Raw genomic sequence first — 17781 nt, 5'->3', positions numbered from 1 at the left:
TTCCTGATATTTAAGGGCGGCATGTTCCCTTTGCAACGCCGCCTCAGCCCTCGAATCTCCGGCATGAAAACCCTGGTGCGGATCATGCGCATGCTTTTACCCCTCGCCTTCCTGGCGGCGGCGGTGGCTGGCATGCTCTGGCTGCGCTTCGGCCGTTCTGCTTCTTCCATAAAGCCGCTCGATCCAGCGTTCGTACGCCTGAGCCCTCTGGAAGTGGCCACTCTGCCGCTGGCGGTCCGCTTTGACATGCCCATGGGCTCCGAGCACGGAGCCCTTACCTACAATGCCCGTCCCTTCCGCATTGCACGTCATCTCGGCGATGACTTGAACGGCATCGGCGGCGAAAACTCAGATCTCGGCGATGCGGTGTATGCAGCTGGAACCGGTCGCGTGGTCTATGCGGGGATTCCGGGACCCGGCTGGGGCAAAATGATTCTCATTGCCCACCGTTTGCCTGAAGGGGATGAACTCGGACCCGTCGTGCAAACGATGTATGCCCATCTCGAATCGATTCGGGTGCAGGCCGGGCAGGACGTCCGGCGTGGAGAACAGATAGGCACGGTGGGCACGGCGGAAGGTGTCTATTTGGCACACCTACATTTCGAATTGCGGCTCGGTCCTTACATCAATCCTGGCCAGGGATATGCTGACACTCCGCTCAACCGCGTTGCCCCGGAACAGTTCATCCGAGCACATCGCGGCGCTACGGATGAGCTGCTCAATCCGGCGCCCAAAAAATGAATGAGATTTGCAAAAAGATGATTTGAAGGCAGACCATTTGAATCCGTCAATCTCCCCATCCCCACACTCATGCGTTCGCTCTCTCTCTTGTGCTGCCTGCTGGTCCTGGTGACATCACCAGGATTCGCCCAGCCAGTGAAGTCGACTGTGCCCCAGATCGACTGCGAGACCCTGTGCGGGGAATTGTTCAACTCCATCCGCATGGAGCCGGACAAGCTGGTGATGCGTCTGGAGGAGGCCTTGGTCATTCACCAAAGCTGCGCCGGTGAGATCGTGACGGCGGCCATCGACGCCGTGAATGCAGAACCCGCCCAGGTGCGCAAGATTGTGGACACCGCCATGGAGCTCGCGCCATCCTATGCGTCCACGATCAAAGCGGCGGTAAAAAACTACACCGCGCCGCAGGTCGCGTCCGCCGCTGAAGAGCAGGTGGAGGTGCGGCGTGCGGTCATTCCAGAGACCGCGTCCCCCAAACCCCTGGCGGGCGAGGAGGTGCGCCGTGCGGAGCTCCCCTTGCAAACCCGTAGCATCCCCATCATCGAAGTGCGGCGCGCGGAGCCCGTGGCCGTCATGGAAACCAAGATCCAGCAGCCCGAGGCTCCCGTGAAACTGATGGATGTCCCGAAGGCAAAAGCTGCGAAATAAGGGAGGCAGGGCTTCGAGATTCCCGCGCACATGCCGGCTTGGTTCACGTGTCGCTGATCCAGTCCACTTTGCACGCACGCACCCGCCAGTGAAACAGGGCATAGATACCACGCGCACAGCAGGCGGCGAGTGGCACGCACAAGGTGACTGCCTCCACCGGATGTTCCTGCACGACTCCGATCCCGACAACCACGGAGGCCACGGTGGCGAGACCGAGCGGCAAAAAAAGAATGTACGAGCACACATGCCCCAGCCTGTGGCTGCGGCCGGGCCGGGACATCTGCTGCAGCCGGTAATAAAGAAACGCCGGACGCATGGCGCACCATGACAGGCAGAAGATCAGGGCCATGCCAAGCGCGCCTGGAATGAACTTTTCGCGGTGCAGGATCACGCATTGGATCACGATCACCGGCAGGACGAGCCCCAGGCAGGCGATCATGAGCGCCAGGGTGATGCGAAAGTAGACACGCAGCAGATCGCGCAAGCAGATCGGCAGACCCGCGAAGAACGGCATGCCATGCGCACCGAGCCGCTGCCGAAGCGTGGCATGAGGAATCGAATTCGAGAAGGGGAAGGTGCAGCTAACAATGACGAGGAACGGCAGCATCGCGGTCCAAAACCCCGCCGTCTCCGCCTTGCTCCAGCGCGTGCCCACCGTCAGCAGCACAAAAGAGAGCACCAGGAGCACGATGCAGATGCGCACAGCCTTCCACCACTGCCCTGTCCAGCCTGCACGTGTGCCGATCAGCGTCGGGAGGAGCATGCGGTCTCGTTTGTTCAGCAGCACGAGCGCCAGCTTCTCGATCCATCCCTCCGCCACCAGGGGAGTGTCATTGGCCTGGGCCAGTCGAATGCATGCCATGACCTCGCCCGGTTGCGCCTCTGCGGACTCCTGCAAGAACGGGTTCGCCATTTCGGAGGCTTCAGCGCGTTCTTTCTCAGGCGGGGCTGCGTTTCCCACGTAGTCATAGACGATGGCAAAGGCATCTGGAAAGCGCCGCCAAAACAGACCGCCTGCCACAAGGCAGATCAGTGTGAGGCAGAGTGCGATCTGATTGTCATGCGCGCGCATCGCCCACTTCGCCGGCAGTATCCACGCGGCGGTCCCGCTCAGATCCAGCACCCATGCCGGCAGCGGCCGGCCGTGGCCAAAGTTCTTCTCTCCCCACCAGACATACAGCACCATGCCAAGCCAGACGAGCAGCGTCAGGTTCCAGATTTTGGCTGGCAGCCGGCCCGGCCCCCATGAAAGGCTGTAATGCTGCACACAGGCCACCATGACGAGCCAGAGCAGCGCGCCGTTCCAGAGAACCTGCATCCATGCGGACTGCAGATCTGGAAAACTCAGCCAGGCCCATGCCGCCACCATCATGCGTGGCAGCATTTTGAGAGTCTGCTGCAGACTGGTGCGCCGCACCCAGCGGCAAATGTCGCGACCGGTCACGGGCAGATGCCACATCACATTCACGGTCGGGCTGGACTGCAGCAGCCAGAAAAAGCGCTGGCATGAAATCCAGGTGCTCAGCATCACGGTTCCCGCCAGCATGAAGTCCCGCCACGCGGCCGCTCTGAGCTGCGGAGCACTCACGCCTGTGATCAGGCATAGGAGGCACATCATCACCGACTCCCAAAAGACGAACTTGAAGATGCCTTTGAGGCGGGTCCACACACGGATGTCGCTTCGTTCCATGGCGGCACCGCGCAGGGCGGTGGATGCCATCCGGCGGAGGCTGTCTTCGGACTCTGGAGGGTGAAACAGCATGGCGGATGATCAGCGCAGGCCGCGCAGCACGTGTTCCTGGCCTTCGGGCGCGGCGCGGATCATTTCCTGCACCTTGGAGCTCGTCTCCCACAGCACGATCCGTCCCTGCCGCAGCACGCAGACGTGATCCGAGAAATCCGCCGCCAGATCCACCATCTGGGTGGTGTAAACAATCGTTCCACCCTCGTCCGCCAGCTTGCGCGCCAGCCGGCGGAAGACACCCATGCCGATCACATCCATGCCGGAGGCAAAGGGTTCATCCACCAGCCAAAGCTCCGGCTGCACCGCCGTGACGCAGGCCATGAAGGCCTTCCAAAGCTGACCTCGAGACAAAGACCCCGCGCTGCGGTTCAGCAGCGCCGCCATGCCCGTCTCCTCCAGCAGGTGGGTGAGCTCCTCCGCATGGTCTTCCACGCGCGTCCCATACAAGGCGGCAAAGGAAGCGATGTTGGAGGCGATGCTCCGTTCCATAAACATCAGCGGTGCGTCCGGCGTGAACAGCAGGCGTCTGCGCAGCTCGATCTTTTCCCGGCTGAATGCCTCCCCGTCGAAGCGGATCAAGCCTTCGTCAGGCGCCAGCACCCCCGCAAGCAGCGACAGCAGCGTGGATTTGCCCGCGCCATTTTCCCCCAGCACCGCGATGATGGAGCTCGGCGGCACACTGAGGTCCACATGATCAAGCGCCGTCGTATGGCCAAAACGCTTCGACAGATCGTTCAGTTCAATGTGCATGTGCCGGTACTAGACCGGGCCCGCCTTTACAGGTCAAGCACTCCCGTTTGCCGGCACGTTCATCAGCGCACTACTTCGCCGGGATCTCATTCAGCGTGTAATAGCCCACCTTGTGCAGCAGCGGCAGCTTTTCCGCGCTCCGCACACCATCCAGGTGCAGCTCGTGAATGTGTCCCTTGGTTAGTGGCGAGATCGTCAGACGCACCGACTTTCCATCAACCGCGACCGTGGCAGCAGTGATCTTCGGCAGCACTTCCGAAACTTCGTCGCCGCCGTACTGCTCGCGATACGCATAGGTAAACTCGCGCATGCTGTAGCTCTTCACATCTCCAGCGGTTGTGGCATCCACCGGCTGCGTGAAGGTCACCTCAAATCCGTCCGGCTTCGCATGCATCTCATGCACTTCAAAGGGCGTCTTCCCGGTCCATTCGCACTTCTCAAAGCAGAAGGGCTTGCCGCCGCGCGCTCCCCATCCGCGGTCGCTCCCTCCCACAAACACGCGTCCTTCCTCGTCCATGCGTCCGCCGATGATTCCGCTGGCAAAACCGCTGCGGAAAGGGATCACCACGCCTTGCTTGATGCCGTTCACCGTTTCCAGGTACACACGGCTGAGATTGCTGTGGCTTTGATCCGCCACAAAGAGCTGCTTGCTGAAGGGGCCAAACTTTCCGCCGCTCAGGTCACAGATGATCGCGCTCGCGGAGTTGCCGATCTTGCCGTGCACCAGATACACCGCCGGCGGTACCAGTTGCTTGATCCGCTCCCGCTCCGTCACCATCCGGTCAGGGTCACCGCCTTCGCGTTTGTCTTTGCGGCTGCGTTCTCCCTGAAAAGCCTCGGGCAGGGGATCAATTGGGCGCGGCCCCATGTTCGGAGCCAGATCATACCAGAGGTTGCCGCCCGGGTGACCCTGGAAAGATCCCGGCACCAGATGCTGCAGCGTGCACGAGCCATGCCACGGCCCCTGGTTGTCGCAGTAGTAAGCTTCGCCATCCGCATCGAAGCCGATGCCTCCCGGGCTGCGAATGCCCGAGCATGTCGGCACCATCGTGCCGTCCGGCTTGATCCGCAGCGCCCAGCCACGAAACGGCACCGCGCTGCTGAAGGAGCCCGTCAGGCACAGCGTCACCCACAGGTCTCCCGCTTTGTCAAAGCGGCTGCCAATCGCATACTCGTGGTAGTCGCCGGAGACGCCCCAGTCGTCGTTCACATTTTCAAACACATCGGCACGTCCGTCGTTGTCGGTGTCCTTCAGCCGCGTGATCTCATAGCGCGTCGTGGCATACAGGTTCTTGTCTTTCGGATTGTAGGCGATGCCCAGCACTTCATGCAGGCCTGACGCAAACAGCTTGTAGCTCACGTTCGCGGCATCATTGCTGCCGGCGCCGCTGACGATCCAGATCTCCCCGCGGCGCGTGCCCAGCGCCAGCTTGCCGTCAGGCATCAGGTCGATCGCGCCCACCTCCATCGCCGTTTCCTTCGGCGTGGAAAACGTGGTGATCTTGTAAAAATCCGCCTCCACCGGATCAGCGGCGGCGGCCAGCAGCGGTGAGCAGAGCAGGGAGAGAATCAAAAGGCGTTTCATGTCGGTGAAGAGGCGGGAAAAGAAAGGTTACTGGGCCCACTGATAGGTGATGGTCATCGTTCCAGGCTGCGCCGGAATCACCAGGTTCTGTCCTGAGATCTGGGCTCCGGCGGCGGTGATTCGATACGGCAGCGGCCCTTTGCCGAGGAAAGCTCCGTCCTTGCTCTCAAACTTCCCGCTGCCGATGCGGTACCACGCGTTCGCCGGCAGCTTGCCCGTCACCTTCACCGTGCGGATCAGCTTCGCCTTGCCATCAGGTTTGTTGCCATCGCCCTCGACGGCAAAACTTTCTTCGATCTCCGTGCCCTGCCACGTGTAGCGGAAGGTCGGGCTGCGCTTCGCATCCAGCGAATACCCCTCCCAGTGGAAGCCCTCGTAGCGCTTGGTTTTGTCCCACTTCGGCCATTCGGCATCGGGTTTGTCGGTCACAAAAAAGGCCGGCGTCACCTCTCCTGTCGGCTGCAGCACATCATATCCCAGCGGTTTTTCGTGGCCGCCCCCGCGGGAGTTCCAGTGCCTTGAGGCATCCATGAAGGCACCGCGCCAGATCAGCGCCAGATTCATGCTCTCCGCGCTCCAGGCAATGTTCACACCGCCGGGATAACCCACGCCAATGCCACGGTTGCCCGCACCCTGAATGAAGTTGCGGTACATCACCGCCTCATCCTTCACCACCAGAGGGATCGGATCGAACTCCTTCTGCTTTTTGGTGCCGCCCTGCCACTTCGGGTGCAGCCATTTCGACAGCGGCGTGATCTGCGTGTCCGCACCTTTCCACGCCGCATACAGCTCGATCTGCCCGCCTCCCTGGAAATACTCCAGACGAAACTCATGCTCGCCCTTCTCCAGAGTCAGCCCCGCCTCCTTGATGTCGCCTGACGGATGAATCCCGTCATACGCCACGATCTCCTTGCCATCGATCAGGATGCGCGATCCGTCGTCGCTGGACAGGTAAAACCGGTACGAGCCCTTCTTCGGCGCGATGAGCTTGCCGGTGAAAACCACTCCAAACTCGTTCTTGTAATCATCCAGTTTCACCTGCAGCAGGTTGTCGTCGATCTTCCCCTCCCGGTGCGGCTTCAGCTTGGAGAAATCCGGCAGCTCCTTCCAGTTTCCCAGGTAGAGGGCAAAGTGCAGATCATGCAGCGTGTCCCCCAGCGGCGCGACTTTCAGCACGCCCTTCATCGTCAGCGCATGCCCCGGAAAGGTACACACATACGGGTAGCTCCCGGGCTTTTCCGGAGCCGAAAAGTTCAGCACCTCCTTCTCATGCGGGTTCAGCATTTTGGAGTGCGCCCAGATCCGCTTGTCCTCCGGCAGCCAGTTACGCTTCAGCGCCTCCTCCGGCTTTTCCATCTGCTTCAGCGCCATGGCCGCCGTGTCTGTCCCTGGCTGGCAGAAGACCAGGTTGTGCGGCAGGTCATCGCCGTTTTCAAAGCTGATCTTCACCGCCTGGCCGGGCTGCACCAGCAGCTCGGCGGTGTCATACTTCATCTGCGCCGTCATCGTTTTGATCGTGAAGGCGGCGGGCTCGGCGGCCCGGGCAGCGGCGGCGGCGAGGAGGAGGGCAAAAAGCAGGCGGGTCATAGAGGAGCGCGTTGGTACGAAGGCCGCGGAGGTTGCCTTGCGAAAAGGCAGCGTCAATCTCCTGAGATTGATTTCATTCGCACTTTGAGCTTGGCGCAGACGGGGGAATTTGATTATCTCTCCCCATGAACAACTGGTATCTGCTCAAGGCCTCGGACAAGGAAGTGTATGCGGCCAAAGACCTCGAAACCCTGCGCGGATGGGCGGCCGACGCCAAAATCTCCCCCCTCGACAAGATCTCCAGCGACAACCGCATGAGCTGGCAGCGCGCCCCCATGATCGCCGAGCTCCAGATGGACCTCCTCGTGCAGATGCCGGACAACTACCTCTACGGCCCCACCAACGTGGCCACGATCCAGGAGTTTCTCGCCACCGGCGAGATTGATGAAAACGTCACCATCATCAACTGCCTCGACAACACCGAGTCCCGGCTTGCCGATCTGTCCTGGTTCCAGGCCAGCCCCCACCATGTGCGCAGCGCTGCCACCACCTTCATGGGCACCGGACGCGCGGACGAGAAAAATGGCGGAGGAGATGTCATGCAGCAGTCACGCATTGCCACGCTGGAAAAGCAGGTCATGGAGCTTCAGCGCGTGGTGGATGAATGGCAGCAGGCCTACCACGGCATGCGTCAGCAGTATGTGGAGGCCACCGGTCGGGAGCCCCTTTGAGCTTTCTCACGCCTCTTCGGCTGGCTCGCCAGCGCTCAGCCCCGGCAGCGCCTTGGCTTTGTCAGCATAGCGGTCAAAGCGGTTGGAGAGGATCAGCAGCGTGGGGGCCCACAGCCCGATGAAGATGCCCAGCCGCTCCGCATGCGCCGCCTCTTCCGGACTGTCGCCGTTGAAAAACCACCAGCTCCAGATGGAGAGGATCACGGAAAGGATGCCCGCCTGGAAACAGATCGTGCTGAGCGTACGGCAGATGGAAGGATTCATGGCTCAAAGTCTGCCACGCCCCCGGCCACTCCCGCAAGCAGGCACCGCCTTCAGCGCAAACCCGGCGGACTAAAACGCAGCCGCAGGCGCGCCGCACGTGCGGGCGCTTGAGAGATGCCCGGCTTGAGGCATAGTGCTGGCATGATTCCCCCTGCTGATTTCCGCTGCGCCACGGCTCCGGTGAGACCCCGGCAGCCCCGCGTCGCCCCGCACCAGCCCCGGGTTCAGCCCCTCACGGCCCCGCCGGCTCTTGAGCCCCCCTGGCACGTCATCCTCCTGGATGATGACTTTCACACCTTCGACTACGTCATTGAAATGCTGCACACCATCTTCGGCCACTCGCATGCCCTCGGCAAACGCATGGCCAATGAAGTGAATGACACCGGCCGCGTGATCGTGGCCACCGTTCACAAGGAGCTGGCCGAGCTCCGCCAGCAGCAGATTGAAGAATACGGTCCCGATCCCCTCGAGAAGAACCCGCAGCGGCAGGTTTCCATGCGCGCCTTGATCGAGTGCTCGGAATGACCGCCACGCCTCAGCCTCAGCGCTGTCCCCTCGGCTCGGGAATGCCGCGCAGGATCAGGATCGAAACCACGGCCATCACGGCCGCCAGGCCTGCCACCAGGTAAAACGAAGAGCTCATCGCGTAGATGAGCCCTCCCAGGCTCGTCCCCAGCATGAGAGACGCCGCATTGCAAAAGCCCAGAATGGCCAGCAGGGTGGATCTCCGCTCCGGCGGGCACAGTTCCGCCGCCAGTGTGAGGTCGCCCACCCGGTCCAGATAGGAGCCGAAGCCATAGACGAAAAAGGCGGCGTTAAATCCGGAAAACGAATGCGTCAGGCTGGCCCACAGGCACATGCCCGCACAGGTGATGCGCGAGAGGATCAGCAGCATCTTTCCGCCCTGGTGATATCCCAGCCACGCCGCCAGCACGCTGCCCAAAATCGTGCCGATGTACTGGAAGGACACAAAGTGCCCCACATCCGCCTCCGGCCGTCCCATCGCATGCAGCGCATGCAGCGTCAGGAAGGACACCACCATGAAGTACCCTGTGCCGGTGAACCGCGCGGCGATCAGCTTCAACAGTTGCGGCTGTCCCTTCAACATCCCCGGCAGGCTGCGCAGGTAGCTCCAGTAGCTTCCCTCATGCGGGTGGTAGTGGTGGGCCGCCGGCAGTTCCTTCATGAAGGCCTGCGCCAGCCAGGACAGCAGCAGAAATCCGAAGGCGATCAGGTGCAGGAGGGCATAGCCTCGCTGGCCCGGCAGATGCGTCAGCACCTGCAGGATCACCGCTCCCGCCGCCATGCCAATGCAGGCCTGCGTGATGTACCGCGCCGCCCAGCCTGCCGCTCGCACACGCTCCGGCACCATCCGCGTCACCATCTCCATCCACGCCACCACGCCCACGCCTCCGATCAGCCCGGACACCACCGGCGTCAGCACCACCGCCGGCAGCAGCCACGGCCCCGCATCCTGCCAGAACCACAGCAGCAGTCCGGTGATGAGGTAGGGCAGCCGCTGCAAAACTCCAAAGCTCATCACCCACAGCTTGAACCTTCTCAGCCTCTCCACCAGCGGGGACACAAACAACCCGGCCAGCGCAAACGCCGCCGGCAGCACCGCCGGCATGATCGCGATGATCGCGGGCCCCCCGCCCAGTTGTTGCACCATCTTTGGCATCACGGTCTCCGGGTGAAGAAACGCCGCCCCGCCCATGTACAGCCCCCCCTCCAGGCAGTGGCAGATGAAATTCCGCCGCACGACCTGCGGATGATGCTGATGGGTTGGAGGTGCGCTGTCAGGAGGCATCGCGGTACCGCTTATCGTGGCGTGGACTGGCCCGAAAGAAAGTGAATCGTCCGTGCTGCTGGCTTTGCGTCTCAGTATCACAGTTCTCTCTCGTAAAAAATCATCCGCCTGCTCTTGCGTTGCGTTTCCATTGCTGGTTCAATCATCCCATAACTTCAACCCAGACGCGCGCCATGATCCTCAATCCCAAACTGACGAAGCTGCTCAACGAGCAGATCAACAATGAGATGTCCTCCAGCTACGTGTACCTCGCCATGGCATCATGGTTTGAGCGCACGCCGTACACCGGCTTTGCCCAGTGGATGTTTGCTCAGAGCCGTGAGGAGACCGTGCACGCGCTCAAATTCTACCAGTACCTCGTCGATCGCGATGCGAAGGTGGAGCTGCAGCCCATCGCCCAGCCGAAAATGGACTATAAGTCCCCGCAGGACGTGTTTCAGCACAGCCTGCAGCAGGAGGAAAAGGTCACCCAGCAGATCAATGACCTCTATGAAGTGGCCGAGCAGGTGAAAGACCACGCGTCAAAGAACCTCCTTCTCTGGTTCCTCAATGAACAGATGGAGGAGGAAAAGACCGTGCGCGACATGCTGGACCGTCTCAAGCTCGCCGGCGAAGATCCGGCCAGCCTCCTGGTTTTGGATCGTGAAGCAGGCAACCGCCCCGGTGCGGGTGGTCCTCCTTCCCGCAAGCCGGGCCCAGGGGCCTGATGCGGGTCATGGCACCAGCGCCATGTCCCACGGCCATAGCGGTGTGTAAGCGGCGGATTCGATCCACCCGCGGACGTGCTCGCCACTGGTGGGGATCTCCACGTAGCTCCACGCTCCGCGTTTTTCCAGCAGCCGGATCTGGCTGCCTGGCGGAATGTCTTTGTCGATGATACTGCCGGAGGTGACCGTGGCCGCCGTGTAGGCCCTCACGTCGCGAGACGTGACCACCATCACGTCCTTCACCCGCTCTCCTGGCCCGGGCCGGACGGCGGCGAAGGTGGCCGAGGGAATCAATACCATCAGCCCGAGCAGGCTGAACACGAGCGCAAAGGCGCCGCTGCCGCCTTTCCGCCGCGGGGCGGCAAGAATCCAGCCCAGAGGGGCCAGCAAAATGACCCACACCCCCGCCGCAGCGGTGATGATCCAGGTGTTCTTGGTCAGCAGCAGGCTCCACTCGGCCAGCGGCGAGCTTTCTGAGAAACGGAAAAAGGCCAGCTTCTCATCCAGGTGCCGCAGATTCTGCCGCACCTCGGGGTTCAAAGGATCCAGCAGTTGCGCGCGCTGGTACCACAGCGTGGCACGGCCCAGGTCCTCCTGCCGGTAGCGCGCGTTCGCGATGAGGGTGAAGACTGCGGCGCTCAGCGCGGGCGGGTGCTGTTTGGTGAGAGATTCCGCAAGGTACTGCGCCTGGGTAAACTTGCCTTTCTCCAGCGCTTCGCGTGCCTGGCGGTAAAGCTCATCCGGGGAGGCCTCTGGCTCGGCGGCATGAAGCTGCAGCGCGCCCAACACGGCCAGAACAGCGACGGCCCTTTTCAGCAGCGGTGTCAGTTTGGCCAGAATTCGGTCGCGCTCCCCGGAACCGAGCGCTTGATCAGAGCCGGGCACCGCCGTGAAGCTTTGGGTTTCATAGCGGCGGATGATCTGTCGCAGTTCCTCGTCCTGAATTTCGCCTGGCTGGCTGCGGTGGATGAAATGCGCGGCGCGGTGGAGAAAATCACGATCAGTGAGAGGGCTTTCCTCCAGCCCGCGCCAGAGCTGCCTCAGTTCCCCCCGCAGTCCGCGCGCGGCTTCCTCGCGGCGGCGGCGCAGCCATGTGAAGAGGATCGCCAGGATCACCAGCATCGCTGGAATCGACTGAATGGCCCAGAAGCGCGCGCTGGCGGTGAGGGGCATGCTCGCGGATGTGGTGTCCAGCCATTTCGCCCTGGCGGGGACGTTCATGAGGATGTCGCTGATCTGCGGCTGGGGCTGCTGCACGGGCGGCGGTTTTGGTGCCTCCGTGGTGCCACCGCCTTCCGCCGTCCCAGTGGCGGCCGCCGCCAAGGTGCCCGGCTTGATGCGCAGCGCGATAGGCGGCGTACGGGCCGCCACGTATTTTTTCTGGGTCGGGCTGAAGTAGCTCAGCTCAAAGGGCGGCAGTTCGGAGTGAACCTTCTCCGGCACAAAGACCATCGAATAGCCGATGCGGCGCTGCGCCGTGGGCGTCAGGTTGGGGTCGATGGGGCCGTCCACGTTGTAGCGCCTGGGCGGGTAGGCCTTCCAGCCGTCGGGCGGCATGAGACTGGGGGGATTGAGCGCGTCGAAATTGCCCGAGCCATCGATCGTGATGTCCACGGCCAGCGGATCGCCCACGTTGAGCTCATTGGGCGTGGCGGTGGCGCTGATGCTGAAGTCACCCACCGCACCGCTGAAGTGCGCGGGTTTGCCCTCGGCAGGAAGCGGCAGCACCTTGATCTTCACCTCCTGGCTTTTGACCACCTGCTTGCGTGTCTCGCTCGCCCCACCGCCCATGACCATCCCAAACGGCAGGGGCATGCGGCTGCGGAGCTGGCGTTGGATGTTCTCGTCATACACTTCGAACAACAGCTCGCATGTGGCGGGCCCCACTTTCAGATCGCCGGCATGCAGGGCGGAGAGCGTGCTGCGGTAGGTGATCACGGTGTAACCCACGCCGTTGATGACAGTTTCCGACTGGTCGGCCTGCTGCGGGAAGCGGGCGACGGCAAAATCGTTCTTGTTGACGTCGATCAGGCCCACGCGGCGCAGCATCACGCTGTTCCTCGGCACAAACAGGCTGGCGTTGATGGGGACCACCTCCCCCTGATAGACTTCCGTCTTGCCGACCTCGATTTGAAACAAGGGAACGTTGGGATCTTCCGCGGCCCCGGCCGGCGCGGCGGGAGCTGAGGGCTCGGTGACGATGAGCCGCACCTCGTTTGTTTTGAGAACTTCTCCATTGACCAGCACCTCCTGGGGTGGAATGACGAACTCGCCAGGCTCCGTGCCCGCGATTCCCCAGGCGAGCTGGACGGAAAGCTTGTTGCCTTCGGAATTGCGGGAGACGCTGATGCCGGAGTTCATCCCCACCTGCACCGGCAGGCGCAGTTGCGGCACGTTTTGCACCGTGCCGTTCTGCACAGTGATGACATAGCTCACCATCTGGCCGGTGTGCGCATGGTCAGGCTGTACGTAAGCCCTTACGGTGGCGGCGGAGGCGGCGGCCAGAAACAGCAGCGGCAGCAGCGCATGCAGGCACGCCGTGCGCCAAAACAGCAGTGCCGGGCGCCGGATTTCCCGCGCGTCAGTAGGGAGATGGGGGCTTTGAATCATGCGGGCTCGGGATTTCGTTCGTCATTCTGGGTGGATGCGGCACGACTGGTGCATCCGGTTCACCAGTCTTTTTTGTTGGGTGGCGGGGTGTGGTAGCGGTTGCTCACGGGCGCCGTGATCTCGTCCATATACTGACGGATGATGCCTTCGGCCTCCCCGGGCGTATAGCCCGTGCGTGGATTGCGCTGATCGCTCGGAGTGCCCTTGGCGGTCTTTTTCTTTTCGTCCCCGCCGTTTTCGCCACCGGGTTTCTGGCCCTCCTTGCCCTGCTGGCCTTCCTTTTCGCTCGGATTTTGACCAGCGGCCTGCAGACGTCCTTCGGGCAGTTCCTTGGCGTCCTTGCCGCCGATGCCGTCGTCCGCCTCCTTCTTTTCACCGCGGACCTCTTTTTGTTTTTGGGGTTCCCGCTGATTGTCGAGTTCGCCGCCCTGGTCGCCGTTCTCGCCTTCGCCTTCTCCTTCGCCTTGCTGACCCTGGCCTTTTTCGCCTTTTTGCCCCTTCTGGCCCTTGTTTCCCTTTTTGCCCTGCCGTTGCTCCATCTGCTTCATCACCTGCCGCAGTTGATCCAGCATTTTGGCCACGTAATCCCGGTTCTCCTTCACCTCCTTGTTGCCTGGATCCAGTTCCAGCGCCGCATCAAAGTGGCGCAGCGCATCCGTCCAGCGCTGGATCGTGATCTTCGGCTGCTGCTGCAGGCCGCGCGCTCCCTGGTCATACAGCGTGTGGCCCAGGCCGCGATGGGCGCGGATCCGCATCGATTTGTCCTCCGTGCGCAGCAGGTCGCTGAAGCGCTTCACGGAGGCGTCGTAGTTGGTCAGGTCGTGCTCAGCCGTGGCCAGCCCGTAGGTCAGCTCGTCCTTGAGCTTTGGGTTCTCGCTCATCGAGCGGCCGATGTTTTTGAAGACCGACACCAGCCGATCCATCCTGCCCCGCGGGCGGGAGGTCGAGTCCTTGGACTCCTTTTCCCGGCTGTATTCGTCCAGCAGCTCCGCGTACATGTCGCGCGCCTGCTGGTACTCGCGTTTTTCCAACGCCTGCCGGGCATCTTCAGGCGTGGGGGAGCTCGACGTGGAAAAGACGGCGAGCATTTTCTCCGGCGTCGCGGCCTGCGCATGCGGCGCAGGCACAAAGAACGTGACCGCCAGCGCCAGCATGACCGGACGTGCGGCGGGACGGGGCAGGGTGCTGATGATCCAGGCAAGCATGAGGAATATTATACCCAGACCCAGCGGCCAGGCAAAGCGCTCAATCGGCCGCGAGGTCTGCCGGTTGGCGGACTGCTGCTCCGTCAGCCGGTCCAGCAGCGGCTGGATGGTGCGGCGGTTGAGCGGCTGCTCGCCCAGCCTGAGGTATCTCCCCCCCGTGCCGGTGGCAAGCTGCCGCAGCACCGCGCTTTGCAGTTGGGAGCGCACCACATTGCCCGCTTCGTCGCGGATGTAGTCCCCCTCCACCTCGGGATTCGGAATCAGCGTCCCCACCTCGGTGCCCACACCCACCGTGGCCACGATGACGCCCGCCGCCGTGAGCCGCTGGATGTAGGGGGCCAGGTTCGCGTCGGCATCCCCGCCGTCGCTGAAAATCACCAGCGCATAGTTGCTCTTCGGCAGGTTCTTGATCGCCCTCAAAGTCACCTCCAGCAGGTCCGCCAGATTGCTCCCCCCCCATTCGATGATCGTGTGGTCAAAGGCCAGCAGTGACTCGATGATGGCGTCATGATCCGTCGTGAGCGGAGCCTGCAGGTAGGCACGGCCCGCGAAGGCCAGCAGCCCGATGCGCTCGCCGGGGAGTTCCATCACCAGATCGTGCGCCGCCAGCCGGGCGCGGGTCAGGCGGTCCGGCGGTACATCCCGCGCCAGCATGGAGCGGGAGGTGTCGATGGCGATGAAGATGTTCCGGCCTTTGTCGGGCACCTCGAGTTTTTCCTCTCCCCAGCGCGGCTGCGCCACGGCCAAGATGAGGCAGGTCATGGCCACGGCATAAAGGGCGTAAACCACCCAGGAGCGCCACAGCGAGCGCCCCATGACGAGCGCCGGGCGCAGACGCGCCGCGGTAAACAGTTTCTCGGCCTTCGAGCCGCTGGCGTCCACGACCATCTTCAGCACGACCAGCGCGGGAATGATCAGCAGAAACCACAGCAGACGTTCGTGGGCAAAGGTCATGGTCATCAGGTGGCGACTGGTTCAGGGGCGGAACGCAGAAAGGTCAGAGACAGTACCAGCGCGAGAAGCAGCGCGAGCGCCGAAACGGCCAGCGGCCAGGGAAACAGCTCCTCGGTTTCAATGATCTTATGGTGCTCGATCTTGGTTTTTTCGAGCTGGTTGATCGTGTCAAACACGTCGCTGAGCGAACTGAGGTTCTGCGCCATGTAAAACTGGCCGTTGCCGATGGAGGCCACCTCCTTGAGCGTCCCTTCATCAAACAACTGCTGCCCCACCGGCGTGAAGGTGCCGCGTTTGGGATCCGGGATGCTGTGAATGCCCGGCGTCCCGATGGCAATGGTGTAGATCTTGATCCCCAGCGTGGCCGCCAGCTTTGCTGCATCTTGCGGGCTCAGGCGCCCGGAGTTGTTGGCTCCGTCTGTCAGCAGCACGATCACCTTGCTCGGAGACTTCTCACGGCGCATGCGGTTGGCCGCGGAGGCGATGCCGGAGCCGATGGCGGTGCCGTCTCCCACACGCTGGGTCTGCACCCGGTCCAGATTGTTGATCAGCCAGTCCCGGTCCAGCGTGAGCGGGCAGGGGAGGTAGGTTTCCCCCGCAAAGGCCACGATGCCGATCTTGTCGCTGCGGCGGCCTTTGATGAAGTCCGCCATCACCCGCTTCGCCGCCGTCAGCCGGTTCACCGGCTGCCCGCCGATGTAGAAGTCTTCGATCAGCATCGACAGCGAGACGTCCACCGTCAGCATGATGGCGATGCCCTCCGTCTTCTCTTCCTCATAGGACAGAATTTTTTGCGGGCGTGAAAGCGCCACGATCCCAAAGCAGAGGCTGATCAAGATGAGGCCAAAGATGAAGCCGCCCAGGCTGCTGCGCGCCGGACGGCCAAGATCTCGCAGCAGGGAGGTGGTGGGAAATTTGATGGCCGCACGCTGGCCGCGTGCGCCGCGCAGCAGCGCCAGCAGTGGCGCCAGGGGCAGCAGCAGCAGCCATAGCGGGTGCAGGATCTGCACGGATGGAAAGCCCGGGATGATCATGGCTTCTCCTCCTGCATGCGCGCGAGCGCCTGATCGATGAGCATGACTGATTCCTCTTCGGTGCGGGGTGCCGGCATGAAGGAGATGTCGTCGCACAGATGCGCCACCGGCTCAAACCGCTCGCGCCATGGTCCCTGCGCGCGCGGAACGGGCGTGCCGGGCTGCCGTTCGACACGGCCGTCAAAGATTTCACGCGTCGTGCGCGCCGGCGCCGGCACCGCGTAGCGCTCCTGCAGGTAGCGCCGTAAAATCTGCGAAATCCGGTGGCTCATGTCCTGCGGGGGAATCGTTTGGACCCGTCCGCGCAGATCCGTCAGGGCGCGGAAGGCCGAGCTCCACGGCTGCCGTGGCGGTGTTGGCGGCGCTTGTTTCGGGCGCATCAGCAGCCAGATGATGAGCGCGGTCAAAAAGCCCAGCAGCAGCAGCGCCACCCACGGAATCCACCACGGCGGCGGCAGGTCCACCTTGTCTGGCGGCGGTAGGTCAGGGTGTGGCAGCGGGCCCGGACCCTGAAACTGCGCCAGCAGCGCATGCATGAGGCAGAGCGTGCTTTTCATCCACGCTTCCTCCTTTTGCGTGAGCGGAAATACGCCTTCAGCGCCGGTACATAGTCTTCATCCGTCCGCACGGTGATGCGTTCCACGCCGCAGCGCCGCAGCAGATGCACCAGCGCGTCCTGCCGTTCCGCCACCCGCTGTTCGTACAGGTCGCGCACGGCAGGGTGGGAGGTGTTGACCACAACCTGCTCGCCTGTCTCCGGATCCTCCAGGCACACACGTCCCGCGTGTGGCAGCGTGATTTCACGCGGGTCCAGGATCTGCGCCGCCACCACGTCATGTTTCGCCGCCACCGCCCGCAGGCTTTTCTCCCAGGCATGGTCCGGCGTGATGAAATCTGACACCAGGATGATCAGCGCATGGTGGGCGATCCGCTCCACCGCCAGATCCAGCGCGGGCTTGATGTCGGTGCCCTGCCGCTTCGGCTCGTTGTTCAGAATGTCGCGCAGGATGCGCAGCGCATGCGGCGCTCCTTTGCGCGCGGGCAGGTAGTGCTCGATGCCGTCTGAAAACAGGGTCAGCCCCACCTTGTCCTGGTTCTGCACCGCGCTGAAGGCAAACACCGCCGCGATCTCCGCCGCGCGTTCGCGTTTCGAGTCCTCCTGGCTGCCGTAGTCGCCGGAGCCGCTCACATCCACGCACAGCATCACCGTCAGCTCGCGCTCCTCCACATACTTGCGCACAAACGGGTCGTTCATCCGCGCCGTCACGTTCCAGTCGATGAAGCGTACATCGTCACCCGGCTGATACTCGCGGAAGTCATCAAACTCGATCCCCTGGCCCTTGAAGCGGGAGTGGTACTGGCCGCCGAGCATCTCCTTCACCATGCTGCGCGTGAGCAGCTCGATCCGGCGCACGCGCTTGAGGATGCGCGTGAGCCTGGCGTCGTTGTCGTTCTGCACAGTTTCCCGGTTCAC

At 62.7% G+C, this 17781-nt stretch carries 16 protein-coding genes; 5 read left to right on the top strand and 11 right to left on the bottom strand.

Annotated features, from left to right (window positions below; genetic code table 11):
• The first annotated feature begins 63 nt into the window (after positions 1 to 63).
• Together ACILSQ_RS22080 and ACILSQ_RS22075 are read left to right on the top strand one after the other, a co-directional pair.
• Positions 64 to 741 (top strand): M23 family metallopeptidase, encoded by a 678-nt coding sequence (locus tag ACILSQ_RS22080; protein WP_395745835.1) that lies wholly within the window; start codon positions 64 to 66, stop codon positions 739 to 741.
• 69 nt (positions 742 to 810) lie between these two features.
• Positions 811 to 1386 (top strand): hypothetical protein, encoded by a 576-nt coding sequence (locus ACILSQ_RS22075; protein ID WP_395745834.1) that lies wholly within the window; start codon positions 811 to 813, stop codon positions 1384 to 1386.
• A 43-nt stretch (positions 1387 to 1429) separates the two neighbouring features.
• On the opposite strand, the gene ACILSQ_RS22070 is transcribed toward ACILSQ_RS22075, so the two are convergent.
• From ACILSQ_RS22070 to ACILSQ_RS22055, 4 genes are all read right to left on the bottom strand, one after another.
• Positions 1430 to 3148, bottom strand: a complete 1719-nt coding sequence (locus ACILSQ_RS22070) for a hypothetical protein (protein WP_395745833.1) — start codon at positions 3146 to 3148, stop codon at positions 1430 to 1432.
• Positions 3149 to 3157: 9 nt separating this feature from the next.
• The gene (locus ACILSQ_RS22065; protein WP_395745832.1) at positions 3158 to 3880 is read right to left on the bottom strand and encodes an ABC transporter ATP-binding protein; all 723 of its coding nucleotides are present in this window, start codon (positions 3878 to 3880) and stop codon (positions 3158 to 3160) included.
• Positions 3881 to 3950: 70 nt separating this feature from the next.
• Positions 3951 to 5465 carry a hypothetical protein gene (locus ACILSQ_RS22060; RefSeq protein ID WP_395745831.1) on the bottom strand — a complete coding sequence of 505 codons (1515 nt, stop codon included), beginning with the start codon at positions 5463 to 5465 and terminating at the stop codon, positions 3951 to 3953.
• Positions 5466 to 5492: 27 nt separating this feature from the next.
• A complete protein-coding gene (locus ACILSQ_RS22055; RefSeq protein ID WP_395745830.1) occupies positions 5493 to 7052 on the bottom strand; it encodes a PA14 domain-containing protein in 1560 nt (519 codons plus the stop codon).
• A 125-nt stretch (positions 7053 to 7177) separates the two neighbouring features.
• On the opposite strand from ACILSQ_RS22055, the gene ACILSQ_RS22050 reads away from it, so the two are divergent.
• A complete protein-coding gene (locus ACILSQ_RS22050) occupies positions 7178 to 7723 on the top strand; it encodes a hypothetical protein (protein ID WP_395745829.1) in 546 nt (181 codons plus the stop codon).
• Between the two features lie 6 nt (positions 7724 to 7729).
• Here ACILSQ_RS22050 and ACILSQ_RS22045 read toward each other — a convergent pair whose 3' ends face one another.
• Positions 7730 to 7987, bottom strand: coding sequence for a hypothetical protein (locus ACILSQ_RS22045; protein WP_395745828.1), 258 nt, complete (start codon positions 7985 to 7987; stop codon positions 7730 to 7732).
• Positions 7988 to 8128: 141 nt separating this feature from the next.
• Between ACILSQ_RS22045 and ACILSQ_RS22040 the strand changes: the two genes are divergently transcribed.
• The gene (locus ACILSQ_RS22040; protein ID WP_395745827.1) at positions 8129 to 8512 is read left to right on the top strand and encodes an ATP-dependent Clp protease adaptor ClpS; all 384 of its coding nucleotides are present in this window, start codon (positions 8129 to 8131) and stop codon (positions 8510 to 8512) included.
• 16 nt (positions 8513 to 8528) lie between these two features.
• Here the strand turns inward: ACILSQ_RS22040 and ACILSQ_RS22035 are convergent, their stop codons facing one another.
• On the bottom strand, positions 8529 to 9797 hold the full coding sequence (locus tag ACILSQ_RS22035) for an MFS transporter (protein ID WP_395745826.1): 1269 nt from the start codon (positions 9795 to 9797) through the stop codon (positions 8529 to 8531).
• A 173-nt stretch (positions 9798 to 9970) separates the two neighbouring features.
• Between ACILSQ_RS22035 and ACILSQ_RS22030 the strand changes: the two genes are divergently transcribed.
• Positions 9971 to 10504 (top strand): ferritin, encoded by a 534-nt coding sequence (locus ACILSQ_RS22030; RefSeq protein ID WP_395745825.1) that lies wholly within the window; start codon positions 9971 to 9973, stop codon positions 10502 to 10504.
• Positions 10505 to 10510: 6 nt separating this feature from the next.
• On the opposite strand, the gene ACILSQ_RS22025 is transcribed toward ACILSQ_RS22030, so the two are convergent.
• From ACILSQ_RS22025 to ACILSQ_RS22005, 5 genes are read right to left on the bottom strand one after another with little or no spacing between them, the layout of a single operon-like run.
• Positions 10511 to 13114 (bottom strand): hypothetical protein, encoded by a 2604-nt coding sequence (locus ACILSQ_RS22025; protein WP_395745824.1) that lies wholly within the window; start codon positions 13112 to 13114, stop codon positions 10511 to 10513.
• A gap of 59 nt (positions 13115 to 13173) precedes the next feature.
• Positions 13174 to 15273, bottom strand: coding sequence for a VWA domain-containing protein (locus ACILSQ_RS22020; RefSeq protein WP_395745823.1), 2100 nt, complete (start codon positions 15271 to 15273; stop codon positions 13174 to 13176).
• 5 nt (positions 15274 to 15278) lie between these two features.
• Positions 15279 to 16307 carry a VWA domain-containing protein gene (locus ACILSQ_RS22015; protein ID WP_395745822.1) on the bottom strand — a complete coding sequence of 343 codons (1029 nt, stop codon included), beginning with the start codon at positions 16305 to 16307 and terminating at the stop codon, positions 15279 to 15281.
• Positions 16304 to 16843 carry a hypothetical protein gene (locus tag ACILSQ_RS22010; RefSeq protein WP_395745821.1) on the bottom strand — a complete coding sequence of 180 codons (540 nt, stop codon included), beginning with the start codon at positions 16841 to 16843 and terminating at the stop codon, positions 16304 to 16306. Before ACILSQ_RS22010 ends, ACILSQ_RS22015 begins: the two co-directional genes overlap by 4 nt.
• A gap of 17 nt (positions 16844 to 16860) precedes the next feature.
• A complete protein-coding gene (locus ACILSQ_RS22005; protein ID WP_395745820.1) occupies positions 16861 to 17781 on the bottom strand; it encodes a DUF58 domain-containing protein in 921 nt (306 codons plus the stop codon).

This window comes from Prosthecobacter sp., assembly GCF_044227185.1.
In the GTDB taxonomy this organism is placed as follows: Bacteria; Verrucomicrobiota; Verrucomicrobiia; order Verrucomicrobiales; family Verrucomicrobiaceae; genus Prosthecobacter.
The sequence above is the reverse complement of the archived record's forward strand: the minus strand, read 5'-3'. Positions and strand labels throughout refer to the sequence as shown.

Excerpts from the sequence above, each read along its gene's own strand:
- ACILSQ_RS22050 (WP_395745829.1), top strand. The coding sequence starts at position 7,178 with ATGAACAACTGGTATCTGCTCAAGGCCTCGGACAAGGAAGTGTATGCG.
- ACILSQ_RS22030 (WP_395745825.1), top strand. The coding sequence starts at position 9,971 with ATGATCCTCAATCCCAAACTGACGAAGCTGCTCAACGAGCAGATCAAC.
- ACILSQ_RS22020 (WP_395745823.1), bottom strand. The coding sequence starts at position 15,273 with ATGACCTTTGCCCACGAACGTCTGCTGTGGTTTCTGCTGATCATTCCC.
- ACILSQ_RS22015 (WP_395745822.1), bottom strand. The coding sequence starts at position 16,307 with ATGATCATCCCGGGCTTTCCATCCGTGCAGATCCTGCACCCGCTATGG.
- ACILSQ_RS22025 (WP_395745824.1), bottom strand. The coding sequence starts at position 13,114 with ATGATTCAAAGCCCCCATCTCCCTACTGACGCGCGGGAAATCCGGCGC.
- ACILSQ_RS22065 (WP_395745832.1), bottom strand. The coding sequence starts at position 3,880 with ATGCACATTGAACTGAACGATCTGTCGAAGCGTTTTGGCCATACGACG.
- ACILSQ_RS22035 (WP_395745826.1), bottom strand. The coding sequence starts at position 9,797 with ATGCCTCCTGACAGCGCACCTCCAACCCATCAGCATCATCCGCAGGTC.
- ACILSQ_RS22055 (WP_395745830.1), bottom strand. The coding sequence starts at position 7,052 with ATGACCCGCCTGCTTTTTGCCCTCCTCCTCGCCGCCGCCGCTGCCCGG.
- ACILSQ_RS22040 (WP_395745827.1), top strand. The coding sequence starts at position 8,129 with ATGATTCCCCCTGCTGATTTCCGCTGCGCCACGGCTCCGGTGAGACCC.
- ACILSQ_RS22060 (WP_395745831.1), bottom strand. The coding sequence starts at position 5,465 with ATGAAACGCCTTTTGATTCTCTCCCTGCTCTGCTCACCGCTGCTGGCC.
- ACILSQ_RS22080 (WP_395745835.1), top strand. The coding sequence starts at position 64 with ATGAAAACCCTGGTGCGGATCATGCGCATGCTTTTACCCCTCGCCTTC.
- ACILSQ_RS22010 (WP_395745821.1), bottom strand. The coding sequence starts at position 16,843 with ATGCATGCGCTGCTGGCGCAGTTTCAGGGTCCGGGCCCGCTGCCACAC.
- ACILSQ_RS22045 (WP_395745828.1), bottom strand. The coding sequence starts at position 7,987 with ATGAATCCTTCCATCTGCCGTACGCTCAGCACGATCTGTTTCCAGGCG.
- ACILSQ_RS22075 (WP_395745834.1), top strand. The coding sequence starts at position 811 with ATGCGTTCGCTCTCTCTCTTGTGCTGCCTGCTGGTCCTGGTGACATCA.
- ACILSQ_RS22070 (WP_395745833.1), bottom strand. The coding sequence starts at position 3,148 with ATGCTGTTTCACCCTCCAGAGTCCGAAGACAGCCTCCGCCGGATGGCA.